The following is an 18,956-nucleotide window of genomic DNA, read 5'->3' as shown; positions in this document are numbered from 1 at the left end:
TCGTGGGGCCCCCGCGCGGCGCCCCCCCAGGGTCGCCCCCCCTGTGTGGTTGGGGGTGGCGGGCCCCGCTTCCGGCCGGGCTGGCGCAGGAACAGCGTCAGCACCGCCGACAGGAGCGCGATGCACCCGGCGAGGACGTACGCGCCGGTGTAGCCCCACACGCTGATGACCCCCGCGGCGAGCCCGCCGCCGCCGACGCCACCGACCAGTTTCGCGCTGTAGACCAGGCCGTAGTTCGAGGCGTTGTTGTTCTCCCCGAAGTAGTCCGGCACCAGTGCCGCGAACAACGGGTAGAACGCGCCGCTGCCGAAGCCGGTCAGGAACGCGAACACCATGAACAGCACCAGGTTGTGGGTGTTCCCGGCGTACAGCACCCCGAACTGCGCGCCGGCCGCGATCACCAGCACGAGCGTGAGCGTCTGCCGCCGCCCGAGCTTGTCCGACGCCCAGCCGACGACCGCGCGGCCGGTGCCGTTCACGATCGCCAGGACCCCGGCCGAAGAAGCCGCGACGAACGCGCCGAAGTGGCTCACCTTCGCGAACGGCACCTGGAAGTTGATGCCGAACAGCGAAACCCCGCCGATGATCACCAGGCACACCCACATCAGCGGCAGCATCCCGGTCCGGACCGCCTCCACCGGCGAGAACTGCTTCACCGCGGGCGGGTTCTTCGCCAGTCCCCCGCTCTTGGACCGGTGGTCGCGGACCCAGCCGAGCGGGTCGACGTCGTGCGGCCACCAGCTCTTCGGCGGGTCCTTGAACAGGAACCCGCAGATCCCGACGGCGATGAGCATGTAGACGCCCATGACGTCGAGGATCACCGAGTAGTTGGCCGGGGTGAGGAAGGCGGCGAACACGTAGATGAACGGGACCGCGCCGTAGGCGAACCCGCCGTTGACGAAGCCGGTCCGCGCACCCCGCTTCTCGGGGTACCACTTGCCGACCATGTTGATACAGGTCGCGTACACCAGCCCGGCGCCGATGCCGCCGAGCACGGAATAGCCGGCGAACGCCAGCACGAGGTTGCCGCTGTGGGAAATGGTGAAGTAGCCGATCGCGCTGCACACCGCGCCGGCGAGCATCGCCGTCCTCGCCGACACGATGTTCTTCTCCCGCAACCGCCCGGCGGGGAAGGCGACCGCGGCCTGGAACACGGCCCAGATGCTGGCCAGCCAGAACGCGTCCGACAGCGTCCAGCCGTATTTCTCCTCGAGGGTGCCCTCGACGGCGCCCCAGCCGTATTCGAACACGCTGACCGCCATCATGGCGATCCACGGCAGCCAGACCATCCAGCTGCGCGAGCGCCCCATGATGTCGTGCGGGGTCTCGCCGATCCGGTACACGCGTCCGTTGTCGTCGACTATCTCCTGGTACCTAGCTGCGGTCATGAGAGTTCTCTTTCGTCACCGTTGACTTGTCTCCCTCTGTGCGCGGCGACCCGGGTCAGCCGGCAGCCGCCGGTCGCGCCACCAGCTCGGTTTCGGCGAGCAGGGTGCGCTTCCCGCCGGGCTTGCGGCCCGGCTGGCGGAGGAACAGCGCCAGTCCCGCGGCCAGCAGGCTCGTCCCGGCCGCCAGGTAGAAGGCCGCGCCGTAGCCCCAGCTGTCGATGACCAGCTTGCCGAGGCCCGCCCCGACGATCCCGGAGACGAGCTTCGAGCTGTAGACGAGGCCGTAGTTGCTGGCGTTGTTGTTCTCGCCGAAGTAGTCGGCGGTCAGCGCGGCGAACAACGGGAAGATCGCCCCGCCGCCGAACCCGGAGACCATCGACGCCAGCAGGAACAGCGGCATGCTGCCGATCGACCCGGACAGGAACACCGCGACCTGGGCCAGCCCGAGGACCACGCAGACCAGCAGCAGCGTCTGCCGCCGCCCGTACCGGTCGGAGATCCAGCCGATCACGCCGCGCCCGGCGCCGTTGATGACCGCCTTCAGGCTCATCGCCAGCGCGACGATGCCGCCGGCGAAGCCCATTTCCTTGCCGAACGGGACCTGCGCGGAAATGCCGAAGATGTTCACCCCCGCCGTGCACAGCAGGCAGATCCACATCAGCGGCAGCATCCCGGTCCGGACCGCCTCCCGCGGGGTGAACTGCTTGACGGCGGGCGGGTTCTTCGCCAGCGCCCGGCGCACCCGCGGGTCGTCCGGCACCTTCAGCGGGTCGACGTGCGCCGGCCACCAGTTCTTCGGCGGGTCGCGGAAGAAGAGCCCGCTCACCGCGACGGCGGCGGCCAGGAACAGCCCGACCGCGGGCAGGATGGCGCCGTAGTTGCCCAGGTCGAGGTAGTTCGTGAAGATGAAGATGAACGGCACGGACCCGTAGGCGAACCCGCCGTTGACGAAGCCGGTCTTCCCGCCCTTGCGCTCCGGGTACCACTTGCCGACCATGTTGATGCAGGTCGCGTAGACGAACCCGGCGCCACCGCCACCGAACAGGCCGAACCCGAGGTACGCCCAGAACACGCTCGGCGAGTAGGCCAATGCCACGTAGCCGAGCACGGTGCCGACCGCGCCGAGCAGCATCGCGGACCGGGCGGACAACCGGCCGCTCTCCCGCATCTTGCCCGCCGGGAAGGCGACCGCCGCCTGGAAGAACACCCAGACGGCCAGCAGCCAGAAGATGTGTGCGCCGTGCCAGCCGTGCGCCGCGGACAGCGTGTCCTCGGCCGAAGTGAACGCGTATTCCGAAGAGCTGATGGCCATCATGGCCACCCAGGGCAGGACGACCATCGTCCACCGGGGTCTGCCCATGATGTCCCGGTCGGATTCGCCGACCCGGTAGACCCGCCCGTTCGGGTCAGTGATCTCCTGGTACGTAGCTGCGGTCATAAGAGTTCTCTTTCGTCACCATTGACTCGAATCCCTCTGCTGCCGTCGTGCGGGTGGATCATCGTCCTTTCCGTGTGGTCGGGCCAGCCCCTGTGGAAGACGTTCAGAGCAGGCCCGCGGCCCGGGCCCAGCGGTACTTCGCGCCGAGCACGGCCACGGGCTTTTCGGTCGTGTACGGGTAGGCGACGATCCCGTGGGCGTAGAGGTAGGTGCTCGCCTCCTCGACTTCGACGTCACCGGAGAGCGACGCGACGACGGGCTTGTGGATGCCCTTCGCGCGGTATTCCTCGACGACTTCGGAGACGAGTTCCGCGAACACCATCGGCGGGGTGACGATGGTGTGCCAATAGCCCAGGATCAGGGCGTGGATGCGGTCGTCCTCGAGGCCCAGCGCGATCGTGTTGCGGTAGGTCGAGGGCGGCTCGCCGCCGGTGATGTCGACGGGGTTGCCGGCCGCGCCGAACGGCGGGATGAACTTCCGGAACGCCGTGTCGAGGTCCGGCGGGATCTCCATCAGGTCGAGCCCGTTGTCGACGCAGGCGTCCGAGAGCAGCACGCCCGAGCCGCCGGCGCCGGTGATGATGACGACGTTCTCGCCCTTCGGCGTCGGCAGCAGCGGGATGCCGCGGGCGTACTCGAGCATGTCGTTCAGCCCGGGGGCCCGGATCACGCCGCTCTGGCGGAGGATGTCGTCGTAGACCTTGTCGTCGCCGGCCAGGGCGCCGGTGTGCGAGCTGGCCGCCTTGGCGCCCTGCGACGTCCGCCCGGCCTTGAGCACGACGACCGGCTTGCGCCGTGACACCCGTTTCGCCGTCTCGGCGAACGACCGGCCGTCCTTGAGGTCTTCGAGGTGCATGGCGATGAGCTCGGTGTTCTCGTCCTGCTCGAAGAAGGTGAGCAGGTCGTCCTCGTCGATGTCGGCCTTGTTCCCCACGCCGACGATCGAGGACACGCCCATCTTCGCCGAGCGGCTGAACCCGAGGATCGCCATCCCGATGCCGCCGCTCTGCGACGACAGGGCCACGCCGCCCTTGACGTCGTACGGCGTGCAGAATGTCGCCGACAGGTTCTCCGGCGTGTAGTAGTAGCCGTAGATGTTCGGCCCGAGGATGCGCACGCCGTGCTTGCGCGCGATCGCGACGACCTCGTCCTGCAGCTCGATGTTGCCGGTCTCGCCGAAGCCGGAGGGAATGAGGATCGCGCCGGCCGCGCCCTTCTTGCCGACCTCTTCCAGCGCCGCCGGAACGAACTTCGCCGGGATGGCGAACACCGCGACGTCGACGTCTCCGGGCACGTCGGTGATGCTGGCGTAGGCCTTGCGGTCGAGGATCTCGGCAGCCTTGGGGTTGATCGGGTGGATCTCCCCCGCGTAGCCGCCGTTGACCAGGTTCTTCATCACCGAGTTGCCGATCTTGCCGGCCTCGGCCGACGCGCCGATCACCGCGATCGACGCCGGTTTCATGATCCGGTTCATCGAGGCGAGGATCTCTTCCTGGGTGAACCGGAAGGGTTCCTTCGCCGCGTCCGGGTCGACCAGGATCCGGACGTCGACCGCGGTGGCGCCGGACGGCGTCGCGAGCACCGGGTTGAGGTCCACTTCGGACAGCTGCGGGAAGTCCGCGACCAGCTGCCCGAGCCCGGTGATGACCGCGGCGAGAGCGTCGCGGTCGACCGGCTCGGCACCGCGGACCCCGCGGAGGATCTCCGCGGCCTGGATGCCGTCGAGCATCGAAAGCGCTTCCTCGGTGCTGGTCGGCGCCAGCCGGAAGGTGACGTCCTTGAGCACCTCGACCAGCACTCCGCCGAGACCGAACGCGACGATCTTCCCGAAGGTCCGGTCGGTGACGGAGCCGATGATCACCTCCTGGCCTTCGGCGAGCATCTGCTGCACCTGCACACCGAGGATCCGCGCGCCGGCGTCGTACGCCTTGGCGTTGTCGACGATCTTCGTGAAGCCCGCCTTCACGGATTCGGCGTCCTTCAGGCCGACGAGCACGCCGCCGGCCTCGGTCTTGTGCAGGATGTCCGGCGAGACGATCTTGAGCACGACCGGCAGGCCGATCTCTTCGGCGTGGGCCACGGCTTCGTGCGCCGTGGTCGCCAGCCGCTCGGCCGGGGTCGGGATGCCGTAGGCCTCGCAGACCGCACGCCCCTCGGGCGCGGTCAGCGAGGACCGGCCGTCGGCGGCTGCCCGGTCGAGGATCTTCTCGACCGCTGCTCGATCCACCACTCAGATCACCCCCGCCGCGCGGAACTTCTCGAGCTCGGCTTCGCCGTAGCCGAGTTCCGCCAGCACCTCGTCGTTGTGCTCGCCCAGCAGCGGCGACCGCTCGATCTCGACCGGCGAGTCGGACAGCTTGAGCGGGCAGCCGACGGTCTTGAAGCTGCCGCGCTCCGGGTGGGACACCTCGACGACCGAGCCGAGCTCGGCCAGGGTGTCGTCCTCGATCAGTTCCTTCGTGGACAGGATCGGGCCGCAGGGGATGTTGTGCGCGTTCAGCTTCTCCATCACTTCCCACTTGGAGTGCTTTTCGGTCCACTCCTCCACGAGGGCGAACATCTTGTCCAGTTTGGACAGGCGGACCTCCGGCGTCGCCCACGCCGGGTCCTCGGCCAGCTCGTCCTTGCCGATCAGCCGGGCGAGCGGGGCCCAGCCGGGTGGCTGGACGATCACGTAGATGTAGTCGTTCGGCCCGCCGGGCGCGCACTTGACCGCCCAGCCGGGCTGGCCGCCGCCGGAGGCGTTGCCCGAGCGCGGGACCTCGTCGCCGAACTGGTCGTTCGGGTACTCGCCGAGCGGCCCGTGCGCCAGGCGCTGCTGGTCGCGCAGCTTGACTCGGCAGAGGTTGAGCACGGCGTCCTGCATGGCGACCTGGACGCGCTGGCCGCGGCCGGTGGACGTCCGCTGGAACAGCGCGGCGAGGATCGCGGCCACCAGGTGGATGCCGGTGCCGGAGTCGCCGATCTGCGCGCCGGTCGCGGTCGGCGGGCCGTCCTCGAAGCCGGTGGTGCTCATCGCGCCGCCCATGGCCTGCGCGATCACCTCGTAGGCCTTGAAGTCGGCGTAGCGGCCGGGCCCGAACCCCTTGATGGAGGCGTAGATCAGCCGCGGGTTCAGGGCGGAGAGCTTGTCCCAGGGGTAGCCGAACCGGTCGACGACGCCCGGGCCGAAGTTCTCGACCAGGACGTCCACTCCGGACACGAGCTTCTCGAAGACCTCCTTGCCCTCGTCGGACTTCATGTTGAGCGTGATGCTGCGCTTGTTGGCGTTCAGCATCGTGAAGTAGAGGCTGTCCACGCCGGGCAGGTCGCGCAGCTGGCCGCGCGTGATGTCGCCCCGGCCGGGGGTCTCCAGCTTGATCACGTCCGCGCCGAGCCAGGCCAGCAGCTGCGTCGAGGACGGTCCGGACTGCACGTGCGTCATGTCGAGGACGCGCACGCCCTCCAGTGCCTTACCCATGTGGCCTCCGCTCACTTGTACATGGTCTGGTTCATGGTTCCGGGGGCGTACACGTCGGGATCGACCCAGACGTTGATCAGCGACGGCTTGCCGGACTCGCGGGCCCGCTGCAGCGCCGGCGCGATGTCGGCCGGGTCGCGGACCTCTTCGCCGTGGCCACCGAGCATCCGGGCGAACTCGTCGTAGCGGACGTCGCCGAGGGTGTTGCCGACGCGTTCGCGCGGCAGGCCGTACTTCGCGGCCTGGCCGTAGCGGATCTGGTTCATCGACGAGTTGTTGCCGACGATCCCGACGAACGGCAGGTTGAACCGCACGAGCGTCTCGAAGTCCCAGCCGGTGAGGCTGAACGCGCCGTCGCCGAAGAGCGCGACGACCTCCTTGTCCGGCCGGGCGTGCTTGGCGGCCAGCACGAACGGGACGCCGACGCCGAGCGTCCCGAGTGGGCCGGGGTCCATCCAGTGGCCGGGCGACTTGGGCTGCACGACCTGGCCGGAGAAGGTGACGATGTCGCCGCCGTCGCCGATGTAGATCGAGTCCTCGGTGAGGAACTCGTTGATCTCGTGCACCAGCCGGTACGGGTGGATGGGGCTCGCGTCGGAGTGCTGCAGCGGCAGCCGCTTCTGCTTCGCCTTCTCCTCGACGGCCTGCAGTTCTTCCAGCCAGACCTTGCGGGCGACGGCGCCGTTGTCACCGCGGCCGGACGCGGCCTGCGCGACGGCGGCCAGCACCTGCCCGGCGTCACCGACGATGCCGAGGTCGATGTCGCGGTTCTTGCCGACCGTGCGGTAGTCGAGGTCGATCTGGACGACGGTGGCGTCCTTCGACAGCCGCTTGCCGTAGCCCATCCGGAAGTCGAAGGGGGTGCCGACGATGACGATGACGTCGGCGTTGTCGAAGGCGTACCGGCGCGAGAGCTGGAAGTGGTGCGGGTCGCCCGGCGGCAGCGTGCCGCGGCCGGCACCGTTCATGTACGCCGGGATGTTCAGCGTGCGCACCAGGTCGACGGCCGGCTCGGTGGCCCGTGTGGTCCAGACCTGGCTGCCGAGCAGGATGGCCGGCTTCTTGGCGTGCACCAGCAGGTCGGCGAGCTTCTCGATGTCGGCGGGGTCACCGGCGTTCTTCGTCGACGCGCGGTAGCGGCCGGCTTCCGGGATGCGGGCCTGCTCCAGCGGTACGCGCGCGTCGAGGACGTCGCGCGGGATCTCCAGGAACGACGGCCCGGGTGCGCCGGCGTAGGCCTCGCGGAACGCCATCGAGACCAGGTCGGCGACGCGCGCGGTGTGCGGCACGGTGGCGGCGAACTTGGTGATCGGCGTCATCATGTCCACGTGCGGAAGGTCCTGCAGGGACCCCATCTTGTGCTGGGTGAGGGCACCTTGGCCGCCGATCAGCAGCATCGGGCTCTCCGCACGCAGGGCGTTCGCGACCCCGGTGACAGCGTCGGTCGTGCCGGGGCCGGCGGTGACCACCGCGCAGCCGGGCTTGCCGGTGATCCGCGCGTAGCCGTCGGCCGCGTGGGCGGCGACCTGCTCGTGCCGGACGTCGATGACCTGGATGCCTTCGTCGACGCAGCCGTCGTAGATGTCGATGATGTGGCCGCCGCACAAGGTGAAGATGGTGTCGACGCCTTCGGCCTTGAGGGCTTTCGCCACCAGGTGGCCGCCGGATATCTCGGTCGGCGCGGGCTCGGCGCCGTTCGTCGCTCGGGCACTCTCCCCCGCGGTGGTGCCGGTCGTGGTCAGCGCCATTGCTCAACTCCTCTGGTCCGCCGCCGGATCTCTCTTGTCCGGCGCTCCGTACTCCGGTCCGCTCGCCGCCGCCCCCTGTCCGTCGAGGTCAGCGGCCTCTTCGCGGCAGACTGTAGATTGCATACCGTATGGGGTAGGCATATAGTCACTCCTCAAGCAGCCCGTGTCCAGGGCCATCCGCAGGGTTTTTCCGGCGCTTCGACCCGGCCCCGCGGACCGCCACTCCGTGCCCGGACACGGCGGACCTCCTTGCCCAGCCCCGCCGCGGAAAGGACGCCCCCGCATGGACCTCTTCGAACACGAAGCCCGAGACCTCTTCGAGAAGTACGGCGTACCCGTCCCCCGTGGCCGCGTCGCCGCCGATCCCGCCGCGGCCCGGTCCGCGGCCGCCGAACTCGGCGGCCCGGTCGTGGTGAAGGCCCAGGTGAAGACCGGCGGGCGCGGCAAGGCGGGTGGTGTCCGCGTAGTGCATACAGCCGATGACGCCGAGCAGGCCGCCGACGACATCCTCGGCATGGACATCAAGGGCCACACCGTGCACCGCGTCCTGGTGACCGAAGCCAGCGAGATCGCCGACGAGTACTACGTCTCCTTCCTGCTCGACCGCGCCGGGCGGACGTTCCTCGCCATGGCGTCGACCGAAGGCGGGATGGAGATCGAGGAGGTCGCGGCGTCGCGGCCGGACGCCCTGGTGCGGGTGCCGGTCGACGCGCTCGCCGGCGTCGACGCGGCCGCGGTGGCCGCCGGGTTCCCCGCCGACGTCCGCGGCGAGATCGCCGGCGTCGTCGAGAAGCTGTGGGACGTGTTCGTCGCCGAGGACTGCACGCTCGTCGAGGTCAATCCCCTCGCCAGCACGTCGACGGGGATCGTCGCCCTCGACGGCAAGATCACCCTGGACGACAACGCTTCCTTCCGGCGCTCCGCGTCCTTCGAGGACCCCCACGACGGTGACCCGCTGGAGCGGGAGGCGCGTTCCCGGGGCCTCAACTACGTCAAGCTCGACGGCGACATCGGCGTGATCGGCAACGGCGCCGGCCTCGTCATGTCCACTCTGGACGTCGTGGCCGCGGCCGCCGCGGAAGCCGGCGCGCGCGGACCGGCGAACTTCCTCGACATCGGCGGCGGCGCCTCGGCCGAAGTGATGGTGAACGGCCTGACCGTGATCCTCGGCGACCCGCAGGTGCGCAGCGTGTTCGTCAACGTCTTCGGCGGGATCACCGCGTGCGACGCCGTCGCGACCGGGATCGTGCGCTCGCTGGAGATCCTGGGTGCCCGCGCCACCAAGCCCCTGGTCGTCCGCCTCGACGGGAACAACGTCACCGAAGGCCGGCGGATCCTCGCCGAAGCCGCCCACCCCCTGGTCACCGTGGTGGCCACCATGGACGACGCCGCCCGCGAGGCGGCGAAGCTCGCGATCGCGGAGGTCTGAGACGTGGCCATCTTCCTGGACGAGACCAGCCGGATCGTCGTCTCCGGCATCACCGGTTCCGAAGGCGCCAAGCACACCCGGCGGATGCTGGCGGCCGGGACCACCGTCGTCGGCGGCGTCAACCCGCGCAAAGCCGGGCAGAACGTGGAGATCTCCGGTCGGTCGCTGCCGGTGTTCGGCAGTGTCGCGGAGTCGATCGCGTCCGCCGGGGCCGACGTCTGCGTGCTGTTCGTGCCGCCGCCGTTCGTCGAGGACGCCGTGATCGAAGCTGTCGACGCCGGGATCGGGCTCGCGGTGGTGATCACCGAAGGCGTTCCGGTGCACGACACCGCCCGGCTGTGGGCGCACGCCATCGCGGCGGGTGGGCGGACCCGGATCATCGGGCCGAACTGCCCGGGCATCATCTCCCCCGGGAAGTCGAACGCGGGCATCATCCCCGCCGACATCACCGGCCCGGGGCGGATCGGGCTGGTGTCCAAGTCCGGCACGCTGACCTACCAGCTCATGCACGAGCTGCGCGACATCGGGTTTTCGACCTGCGTCGGCATCGGCGGCGACCCGATCATCGGGACGACGCACATCGACGCCGTCGAGGCGTTCGAAAAGGACCCGGAGACGGACCTGATCGTGCTGATCGGCGAGATCGGTGGCGACGCCGAAGAGCGCGCCGCGGACTTCGTGCGAGCGAACGTCTCGAAGCCGGTCGTCGGCTACGTCGCCGGGTTCACCGCGCCGGAGGGGAAGACGATGGGTCACGCGGGCGCGATCGTCTCCGGCTCGGCCGGCACCGCGTCGGCGAAGAAGGAAGCACTGGAGGCGGCGGGAATCCGCGTCGGGCGGACGCCGAGCGAGACGGCGGCGCTGGTGCGCGAGGTGCTGGGCTGATGTTCGCGAAGCCCCGGTTGAAGCTGGCGGTGCTCGCGTGCATGGACGCGCGGTTCAGCGTCCACCGGCTGCTCGGTCTCGGTGACGGCGACGCGCACGTGATCCGGAACGCGGGCGGCGCGGTCACCGACGACGCGATCCGGTCGCTGACGGTGAGCCAGCACCTGCTGGGCACGCGGGAGATCGTGCTGATCCACCACCAGGACTGCGGCATGCGGAAGTTCACGGACACGGACTTCGCCCGGCGCCTGGAATCGACGACGGGGATCCGGCCGGGCTGGGCGGCGGAGACGTTCACCGACCCGGTCCAGGACATCCGCCAGTGCATCGCCCGGCTGCGGGCGTCCCCGTTCCTGCGGCACACCGACGCCGTGCGCGGCTACGTCCTCGACGAACGGACCGGCGCGCTCGACGAGGTGCCGTGATGGAGCTGCGCCAGCTGGCGGTGGTGGTGGCGGTCGCCGAGGAAGGCGGCTTCACGGCGGCCGCGCAGCGGCTGCGGACGGTCCAGTCGACGGTGTCCACCGTGGTCCGTGCGCTGGAGCGCGACCTGGGGACGCCGTTGTTCCACCGCACGACGCACCGGGTGGTCCTGACGCCCGCCGGCGAGGCGTTCATGCCCGCCGCGCGGGCGGCCCTGGACGCGGCGGCCCGAGCCCGGGCCGCCGTCTCGCCGGTGGGCGGCCGGGTCCGGCTCGGGGTGTGCCCGGGGTTGCTGGCGGACTGGCACCGGGCGCTGGCGGCGCTGCGGCACGTCCACCCGGCGTTGGCGGTGGAGGTGCTGCAGGTTCGGGCCGGTGCGGTGGGAACGGTTCTCCGGCAGTCCACTGTGGACGTGGTACTGACGGTGGTCGCGAGCTGCGGCGCTTCGGCTGAGTATTCTGCGGGTCTCAACGGTCACGCCGCCGCAGACGGCGGTGCCGACCTCGCGGCCGGGTCAGCCACGAAGGACCTCGCCCCCGGTTCTCTTCCGCGCCCGGCACCCGACGACCTGGTCACCACTCCGCTCCCGCGCGATGAACTGGTCCTCGCCACCGCGCCCGGCGGCTCACCTTCCGCACCCGCCGATCTCTCCGAACTGTCCCTCGTGGACTTCCCGCCGGGGTGGGCCCTTCGCGAAGCCGTCGACCAGGCGTTTCCCTGCCGCCGGCGCTCGCTCGAGGTGGATGATCCTGCCGTCGCCGCCGGGCTCGTGCGGGCCGGGCTGGCCGCCTGCGTCCTGCCCGCGTCGGCGGCCGCGCGGTTCCCGGACCTCACCGTCCGGCGGTTCGACCGGCCGCCGCCGTGGCAGCTCGGCGCGCTGCACCGGGGTGACCCCTCGGCCGCCGTCGCCGCCCTGCTCGCTCAGCTCGGCTGAAATCCCAGCCGGTCGGGTCGCGTGTAGACGTTCATCGACGTGCCGCGCAGGAACCCCACCAGCGTCAGCCCCAGCTCCGCGGCCAGGTCCACCGCCAGCGACGACGGTGCGGAAACCGCCGCCAGCAGCGGGATCCCGGCCATCGCCGCCTTCTGCACCAGCTCGAACGACGCCCGCCCGCTCACCATCAGCGCCGTCCCGGACAGGGGCAGCCGGCCTTCGCGGGTCGCCCAGCCGACGACCTTGTCCACCGCGTTGTGCCGGCCGACGTCCTCGCGCAGGCACAGCAGCTTCCCTTCGGCGTCGAAGAGCCCCGCCGCGTGCAGGCCGCCCGTGCGGTCGAAGACCCGTTGCGCCGCGCGGAGTTCGTCGGGGAGCCCGGCGAGCGACGCCGGGTCGGTGCCGAACAGGTCGTCCGCGATCGGCCACGTCACCGTCGTCCGGACGGCGTCCAGGCTCGCCTTGCCGCACAACCCGCACGAGGATGTCGTGTAGAAGTTCCGTTCCACCGACGCGTCCGGCGGTGCGACGCCCGGCGCGAGCACGACGTCGAGCACGTTGTACGTGTTGCCGCCGTCGGCCGTGGCCCCGGCGCAGTAGCGGATCGAATGAAGGTCCGCGGCCGCCCGCACCACGCCCTCGCCGACCAGGAACCCGGCCGCGAGGTCGAAATCGTCGCCCGGGGTCCGCATCGTGATCGACAGCGCTTTCCCGGCCACCCGGATCTCGAGGGGTTCCTCGACGGTCAGCGTGTCCGGGCGCGCGGTCGGCACGCCGTCGCGCACGCGCAGCACCCGGCGCCGGCTGGTCATCCGCCCCACGTCAGGCCGCCGGCAGCAGCGACTTGGGCCGGCCCGGCTGGGTCAGCCGTCCGGACAGCACCGCACCGGCCAGGCTCAGCACCCCGGCCGCGGCGAACGCGCCGAAGAACCCGTGCGACGTCACGACGAGCGCAGCGAGCCCGATCCCGACGACCGCGCCGACGGCCTTGGCCGAATACAGGATCCCGAAGTTCTGCGCCGCCGACTCCTCGCCGAAGTATTCGCGCACGAGGCCGACCAGCAGCGTGTAGCAGCAGCCGTTTCCGAGACCGGCGAGCGCGACGCCCAGCAACAGCCCGACGGCGTGCCGGTGTTCGCCCGAGTAGAAGAGGACGAACTGGGCGAGACCGCCCGCGAGCAGCGCGAACCGCAGGATCCGGTGCCGGCCGAGCCGGTCGGCGAGCCGGCCGATGAGCACCCGCCCGCTGCCGGTCGCCGCGGCGAGCAACCCCAACGCGGCAGCCGCGAGCCCGGGCCCGCTGCGCTCGGCGACGAAGGTTGCCAGGTAAGCGAGATCGAACAGCAGCACGGCGGCCGCGAGCACGACGACGAGGTAGAGCGCCGGCGTCGCGCCACACCGGAACAGCTCCGCCGGCCGGTAGTGCCGGACGGCCGGCCGCCGGTTGTGCGCCCGGTCGAGGGCCCAGGCGCGGGGCTCGGGCGTCGCGGGCCACCAGTGTCGCGGCGGATAGCGCAGCAGGGCGCCGCACCCGGCGATCACGACGAGCACGACGGCCGCGGTGACGTCCAGGAGCGCCGGCCGCGCGGCCGGCAGAGCGGCGGCCAGCACGACGAAGGGCACGCTGCCGTAGGCGAACGCGCCGCTCACGATGCCCGCGCTGGGCGCGGTCCGGTCCGGGAACCAGGCCAGCACCGCGCCGACGCAGGTCGCGTAGACCAGGCCGGTGCCGAGCCCGCCGAGCACGGAGTAGCCGAGGAACACGGTGAGCAGGCTGGTCGCGTGCCCGAGCGTCACCAGTCCGGCGGCGCACAGCACCGCACCGGCCGCCATCGCCGCGGGTGCGGGGAGCAAGCCGCGTTCCCGCAGCCACGCCGCCGGGAACGCGGTGCCGGCCTGGCAGATCGCCCACACCGCGAGCGACAGGACGACGCCGCCGAAGGTCCAGCCGTGCGCCCGGCTCAGCTCGGGGACGATCGCGCCGAAGCCGTACTGCTGCACCCCGGCGGCGAGCATCGCCGCGGCGGCCAGCCAGGTGATCCACGTCCGCGGCCGGCCGAGCAGCTCCCGGTCGGACTCCCCGACGCGGTACCGGCGTCCGTAGACGTCCCGGAGCTCGCGGACTTCGGTCATCGTGACCGCCTCCTCAGCGCCTCGACTGCAGATTGTATGCAGTATGAAGTAGTCTGAGTGTCCGCCTATCGCGGCCGCTTGTCTACAGGGGTGCTCGATCGGCCTCACGAAGCGCTTCGCGGCGTCAGCTGCGACTCGACACACAGCGCGCTCTCGAAGGGGAGAGAAAGGCGGCCCGGCGGCCATCGAGGGAGGAGGCGGCCACCGGGCCGTGCTCCGGCGCGGTACCGGCCGCGTGGAGCACTGCCAGTCTGGCCATCGGAGGCACCTCCGACAAGCTTTACCGGCCGGGAAATGTCCGCGTGCCGCCGGCGGAAGATCCACACGCGACGGAGAGCGACCGTCCGGCCCGCGACGAGCCGATCAGGACAGTCCCGGCGAACCCGATCCACCGGGCGAAGAAGGCACAGTGGGAAACAAACAAACGCGAGCCGGGACGAGTACCGCGCCCGGCTGCCCGGCCCGTCGATTCGGCGGACCACACCCGCAGGCGTGCCTTTTCGCGCGCCGGGATCTCCCCGATCCCAGGCGCGCGAAACACCGCCACCGAACTCCGCCGCGGTCGCGCTCACCCGATGCGATCGCGCGGAGTTCCTTGTCCGGCAAGCAGTTCCGACGTCAGGCCTTCTTGCGCGACGCCCGCTTGCGCGCCGGCTTGACTTCGGCCGGCTCGGCGGCCGCGGCCTGGTCCGCCTCGAAGCCCGCGATGATCTCGCTCGACAGCCGGCCCCGCTCCGCGACCTCGTAGCCGTGGGCCTGCGCCCACTCGCGGATCTGCCGGTTGCGCTCGCGGTCGGTGCCCGAGCTCGAGGAGCCCGACAGCGACTGGCCGGTCGCGAGGCGCACCTTGCGGCCACCGGTCCGCCGCGCGACCGCGACGAAGCGGGCGAGCTCGTCCCGGAGCGCGGAGGCGTTGTCCTCGGACAGGTCGATCTCGTACGTCACCCCGTCAAGGCTGAAGGGGACGGTCTGCGAAGCCTCGCTCCCGTCGAGGTCGTCCACCATCTCGACGTGCACCCGTTGCGCCATGGTTCGTCGTTCCTCATCTTCTCCAGAACACGGTCGGACAGACCCTAACCTGTCGAATCCCGTCCGGCACGCGCGACACCCGGCAAGCGTCCACAATGGCCGCCGGGCGACCGCGTCGTCCCCGTCCAGAGTGACCGCACCGGAGCCGGAATGCGCGTTCTCGCGGCGGATATTTGTATCGTGATACAGTCGAAATCGAATCGGTACCCTGTTCGACACGATCCCGTCGACTTTTCCGCTAGTGCTCCCCGCACGGCGTTCACCACGGCCGCCGCACGAGCGGCACATTTACTCGTCGATGCCGAGCCGATCGTGTCCCCGCGCCTTCGGCCGACGCCCGTACCAGGCCTGTTCACCGAATGACGACTTCTTTCGCCCCATTCCGGTATAGACCAGTATGTGATTCTGGGCACGGGGATCGATTCGTTCGCTCATCGGGACGCATCCCGGTCGGCTCCGAAACCGACCCGGTCCGGAACGGCTCGTCCAGAGTGGACTCGACCCGTTCACCCCGTGTTCGTCGGCCGGCCCGGGTCACCAGGTACCTGACGCGGAAGGCGATTTTCACCACATTGACGGATCCCGGCGGTTTCAGACCCGAAATGGGCCGGAAACGGTTACGCCGGCGCCGTCGCACCCGTCGCGGCGGACAGCGTGAGCCCGTTCGGCCGTCAATCCGGCAACAGGGGCACTTCGAGGTCGTCCGGGCGGCCGAGCAGGACCGCCCGGGTGACCGCCGCCTTGCCGAACCGGTCCCGCACCGCGTCCAGCGCCGTGTCGAGCTGGGTCGCCCGTTGCCGCTCGAACGGCAGCGCCGGCTGGAACGGATCTTCGTCGGCCAGGTTGGACAGCGCCGCGCCCAGCAGGGTGATGCCGCGGTCGGCGATCAGCGGGAGGGCGGCCACGAGCAGCTCCCGCGCCGCAGCGAGCAGGACGCCCGTGCCCGCGGTCGGATCGTGCAGCGTGCGGGAGCGCGTGACGCGGGTGAAGTCGGCGAAGCGCAGGCGGATCGTCACCGTGCGGCAGACGCGGCGGGCGGCGCGCAGCCGGCGGGCGATCCGGTCGATCAGCGCGACCAGCACCACGTCGAGCTCGGCCGGGGTCCGCCGGCCGCGGCCGAGCGCCCGCTGGGCGCCGATCGACCGGCGGCGCCGCCCGACTTCGATGCGGCGCGGGTCGCGGTTGTGCGCCAAGGCGTGCAGGTGCCCGCCCGCCGCCCGGCCGAGCATGCTCACGAGGTCCACCGGCTCGGACTCCGCCAGCTGGCCGACCGTCGTGATCCCCCGCGCGCGCAGTTTCTCGGCGGTGACCTTGCCGACGCCCCAGAGCGCGCCGACCGGCAGCGGGTGCAGGAATTCCAGCTCCGCGTCGTGCGGGACGACCAGCAGGCCGTCCGGCTTCGCGACGCGGCTGGCGACCTTCGCGAGGAACTTCGTCCGCGCAACCCCTACCGTGATCGGCAGCCCGGCGCGCTCGGCGACGTCGGCCCGCAGCCGTTCGGCGATGTGACTGGGCCGTCCGCCGATCCTCGTCAACCCCCCGACGTCGAGGAAGGCTTCGTCGATCGAGAGGCCTTCCACCCACGGGGTGGTGTCGTGGAAGACCTCGAAGACGACCTTGCTCGCGGCCGAATACGCGGACATCCGCGGCGGCACGACGACGGCGTGCGGGCACAGCCGGCGGGCCTGCGCGCCGCCCATCGCGGTGCGCACGCCATAGGCCTTGGCCTCGTAACTCGCGGCCAGGACCACCCCACCGCCGACGATCACGGGGCGCCCTTTCAGGGCCGGATCGTCGCGCTGCTCCACCGACGCGTAGAACGAGTCGAGGTCGGCGTGCAGGATGGGCCCCTCGTCGGTCATAGAACATATGTTCGCATACGCGGGCGCCGATGTCCGCTTCTCCGTCCGCCGCGGAACCCCTGCCGCTGGTCGAAACTGAGCGTTTTCCCGGTTGTCCACCCTCTGTTGCCGCCGTCACACTCGACGGATCGTACGACCCGACCACTGGGGGCGACATGTCCGAGAAGTGCCGATGCGGCGACCACCACGCGTGGGCCAGTCCGAACCCGCAGGACCAGCCGGCGGCGGCGCGGCAGCCACTGCTGGCTTCGACGCTGGCGGGCGAAGACCACGCCGAGGACGACGGCCGGCTGGACGCGACCGACCGCGTCACGTGCCGCACGCACCGCCGCTGGCTGCACGACTGCGTCTCGTCCCCGGTGCACACGAACCCGGCGATCGGGTACCGGTGGTGCCGCAGGTGCGACCACCAGGCGCTGGTCGCGGTGGACGAATTGACCGGCGAGGTGGCGATCCACTGCGGGTTGTGCGGCCGCAGCCCGCGAAGCCGCGCGAACCTGGAGTTGGTGGAGTTGTGCCGGCGCAGCCTCGCGCTGGCCCGCTCGGGAAGGTTCCCGGAGACGGCTGCCGCTTGAGTGCTGTGGTCGCCTGACTGCCATGATGCGGGAGTGCCCGAACCCGGAACCACCGCGCTGGTGATCCTGCTACCCGGCGCCGAACCGGCGCTCGCCGCGGCCCGGCGGGTCGATCCGGCTGTGGTCCGTCCCGGGTTGCCCGCCCACGTGACGGCTCTGTACCCCTTCCTGCCGGACGACTCGGTGACTCCGACGGTGCTGGCCGCGGTCCGGTCGCTCGCTTCGGCTGTGGCGCCCGCTTCTGTCCGGCTCGCCGAGTTGCTGACCACGCCGGGGTTCGTGGCGCTGCCGGCTCCTTCGCTCCAGCCGATCACTGATGCGGTGTGCGACCGGTGGCCGGAGGTCGCGCCCTACGGTGGACGGTTCGGTCCTCGTCCGCCAGCCCACGTGACGGTCGCCATGGGTGGCGACGAGGAGACGCTTTCGCGGGTGGGCGACGAAGTGCGGCCGCTGTTGCCGCTGACCGCTCACGCGACGTCGCTGCAGTTGGTGGCGCTCACCGAACACGGCTGGCAGCCGCGGCTGGACGCGCCTTTCACCGGGTGAGCCGCGCGCCGCGAAGTCACCGCACCGAGCCGGCGACCTCGCCCGCTGTCTCGCCGTCCAATTTCCGGTACGCAAGCGCGATAGCGCGAAGCCGCGCGACGTCGGCGGCGAACGGCTCCGCCTGGGCGACCGGCGGCGGCTCCTCCTCCCCCGGCTCGTCCGGCAGGTCCCGCACCAGCCGAGCCGCGGCCGGCGCCGCCAGTTCCGGCGTCACCCCCGCCAGGATCAAACCGTCGTTCGTCTCGCTCATCGCCGTCAGCAGCCGCTCGCGGCGGGACGGGCCGCCCGGGTCGATGCGGACGATCTCCGGGAACCGCCGGGTCAGGTGCGCACGCAGGGGCCGCAGCAGGCGGAGCGTCTTCGCGTCGCGGCGGCCGGCCACCAGACCCGGGATCGACGGGATCGTCAGCCCCACCACGATGAGCAGCACCGACACCGCCGGGAACCCGACGTCGAGCGTGCACGGCAGCGTCGAGAACGGTCCGCGGCACAACGCCTTCGCCGGGTGGTCGTCCTGCAGCGCCCGGATCGTCGAGACGATCTTGCCCGCGAGGTAGGCGATCGCGAACGCCGAGGCCAGCAACAACAGAGCGAGACCGGCGCGCAATGCGCCGCCGCTCGCGCGGACCGTCACCGCCGCCACCACGCCGATGTCGAGCACCGCCAACCCGAGGTAGACCGTGTAGACGAAGACGTAGACGACCAGCGTCGGGTGCGTGCCGTAGAGCGCGTCGAACACGCCGACGCCGCGCGGCAGGTCCTGCGTGCTGAAGAACATGACGGTCAGCAGCACCAGCGCGACGCCCAGCGCGACCAGCCGCGTGCGCCGGCCGCGGTCGCGGGTGCCGCTGATCTCCGCGACCGTCAGCCCGATCCCGTAGGCGGCGACCATCGTCGCGAGGTTCGACAGCAGCCGGCCGAGGCTCGGGTAGAGCTCGCTCTCGAACTGCTGCGCGCGATTGGAGAGGAAACAGAACGCCGCGCCGAGCGCGATCAACGAGACGGCCAGGCCGGTGCCCGCCCCGGTGCGCCGGGCACGGACCGCCCGCCAGATTCCGATGGCCAACGCGAAAAGCCCGACCCCGACGAACAGTATGTCGATCACG

The 18,956-nt window shown here is 71.0% G+C and carries 16 protein-coding genes; 6 read left to right on the top strand and 10 right to left on the bottom strand.

Annotated features, from left to right (window positions below; genetic code table 11):
• From AB0M83_RS34050 to AB0M83_RS34030, 5 genes are all read right to left on the bottom strand, one after another.
• A partial coding sequence (locus tag AB0M83_RS34050; protein WP_364523343.1) for an OFA family MFS transporter occupies positions 1–1,388 on the bottom strand: 1,388 nt, incomplete at its 3' end.
• 55 nt (positions 1,389–1,443) lie between these two features.
• Entirely contained in the window at positions 1,444–2,826 is a 1,383-nt protein-coding gene (locus AB0M83_RS34045) for an OFA family MFS transporter (protein WP_364523341.1), read from the bottom strand.
• 103 nt (positions 2,827–2,929) lie between these two features.
• Complete coding sequence (locus tag AB0M83_RS34040) at positions 2,930–5,056, bottom strand: acetate--CoA ligase family protein (protein WP_364523339.1); 2,127 nt, start codon at positions 5,054–5,056, stop codon at positions 2,930–2,932.
• Positions 5,057–6,286 carry a formyl-CoA transferase gene (gene frc / locus AB0M83_RS34035; protein ID WP_364523337.1) on the bottom strand — a complete coding sequence of 410 codons (1,230 nt, stop codon included), beginning with the start codon at positions 6,284–6,286 and terminating at the stop codon, positions 5,057–5,059.
• Between the two features lie 11 nt (positions 6,287–6,297).
• Positions 6,298–8,034, bottom strand: a complete 1,737-nt coding sequence (locus tag AB0M83_RS34030; RefSeq protein WP_364523335.1) for a thiamine pyrophosphate-binding protein — start codon at positions 8,032–8,034, stop codon at positions 6,298–6,300.
• A gap of 283 nt (positions 8,035–8,317) precedes the next feature.
• Here AB0M83_RS34030 and sucC point away from each other — a divergent pair, with 283 nt between their 5' ends.
• The 4 genes from sucC to AB0M83_RS34010 are packed head-to-tail and all read left to right on the top strand — an operon-like array spanning position 8,318 to position 11,705.
• Positions 8,318–9,463, top strand: coding sequence for an ADP-forming succinate--CoA ligase subunit beta (sucC, locus tag AB0M83_RS34025; RefSeq protein ID WP_364523333.1), 1,146 nt, complete (start codon positions 8,318–8,320; stop codon positions 9,461–9,463).
• Between the two features lie 3 nt (positions 9,464–9,466).
• Entirely contained in the window at positions 9,467–10,348 is an 882-nt protein-coding gene (gene sucD, locus AB0M83_RS34020) for a succinate--CoA ligase subunit alpha (RefSeq protein ID WP_364523331.1), read from the top strand.
• Positions 10,348–10,773, top strand: coding sequence for a carbonic anhydrase (locus tag AB0M83_RS34015; RefSeq protein ID WP_364523329.1), 426 nt, complete (start codon positions 10,348–10,350; stop codon positions 10,771–10,773). Before sucD ends, AB0M83_RS34015 begins: the two co-directional genes overlap by 1 nt.
• Positions 10,773–11,705: a LysR family transcriptional regulator gene (locus AB0M83_RS34010; RefSeq protein WP_364523327.1), complete on the top strand. Its 933-nt coding sequence runs from the start codon at positions 10,773–10,775 to the stop codon at positions 11,703–11,705. Before AB0M83_RS34015 ends, AB0M83_RS34010 begins: the two co-directional genes overlap by 1 nt.
• Here AB0M83_RS34010 and fdhD read toward each other — a convergent pair.
• From fdhD to dinB, 4 genes are all read right to left on the bottom strand, one after another.
• Positions 11,693–12,526 (bottom strand): formate dehydrogenase accessory sulfurtransferase FdhD, encoded by an 834-nt coding sequence (gene fdhD / locus AB0M83_RS34005; protein ID WP_364523325.1) that lies wholly within the window; start codon positions 12,524–12,526, stop codon positions 11,693–11,695. The two genes, AB0M83_RS34010 and fdhD, sit on opposite strands and share 13 nt — an antisense overlap.
• A 1-nt stretch (position 12,527) precedes the next feature.
• On the bottom strand, positions 12,528–13,838 hold the full coding sequence (locus AB0M83_RS34000; RefSeq protein ID WP_364523323.1) for an MFS transporter: 1,311 nt from the start codon (positions 13,836–13,838) through the stop codon (positions 12,528–12,530).
• A gap of 618 nt (positions 13,839–14,456) precedes the next feature.
• Complete coding sequence (locus tag AB0M83_RS33995) at positions 14,457–14,867, bottom strand: Lsr2 family protein (protein WP_364523321.1); 411 nt, start codon at positions 14,865–14,867, stop codon at positions 14,457–14,459.
• Between the two features lie 671 nt (positions 14,868–15,538).
• Positions 15,539–16,729, bottom strand: coding sequence for a DNA polymerase IV (gene dinB, locus AB0M83_RS33990; protein WP_364523319.1), 1,191 nt, complete (start codon positions 16,727–16,729; stop codon positions 15,539–15,541).
• Between the two features lie 155 nt (positions 16,730–16,884).
• Between dinB and AB0M83_RS33985 the strand changes: the two genes are divergently transcribed.
• Together AB0M83_RS33985 and AB0M83_RS33980 are read left to right on the top strand one after the other, a co-directional pair.
• Complete coding sequence (locus tag AB0M83_RS33985) at positions 16,885–17,304, top strand: hypothetical protein (protein ID WP_364523317.1); 420 nt, start codon at positions 16,885–16,887, stop codon at positions 17,302–17,304.
• Positions 17,305–17,337: 33 nt separating this feature from the next.
• A complete protein-coding gene (locus AB0M83_RS33980; RefSeq protein WP_364523314.1) occupies positions 17,338–17,850 on the top strand; it encodes a 2'-5' RNA ligase family protein in 513 nt (170 codons plus the stop codon).
• Between the two features lie 16 nt (positions 17,851–17,866).
• Here the strand turns inward: AB0M83_RS33980 and AB0M83_RS33975 are convergent, their stop codons facing one another.
• Positions 17,867–18,955, bottom strand: a complete 1,089-nt coding sequence (locus AB0M83_RS33975) for a hypothetical protein (protein ID WP_364523311.1) — start codon at positions 18,953–18,955, stop codon at positions 17,867–17,869.
• Position 18,956: the final 1 nt, after the last annotated feature.

It is taken from the genome of Amycolatopsis sp. NPDC051106 (assembly GCF_040682775.1).
GTDB lineage: Bacteria > Actinomycetota > Actinomycetes > Mycobacteriales > Pseudonocardiaceae > Amycolatopsis.
This window is presented reverse-complemented; position numbering and strand designations above follow the sequence as displayed.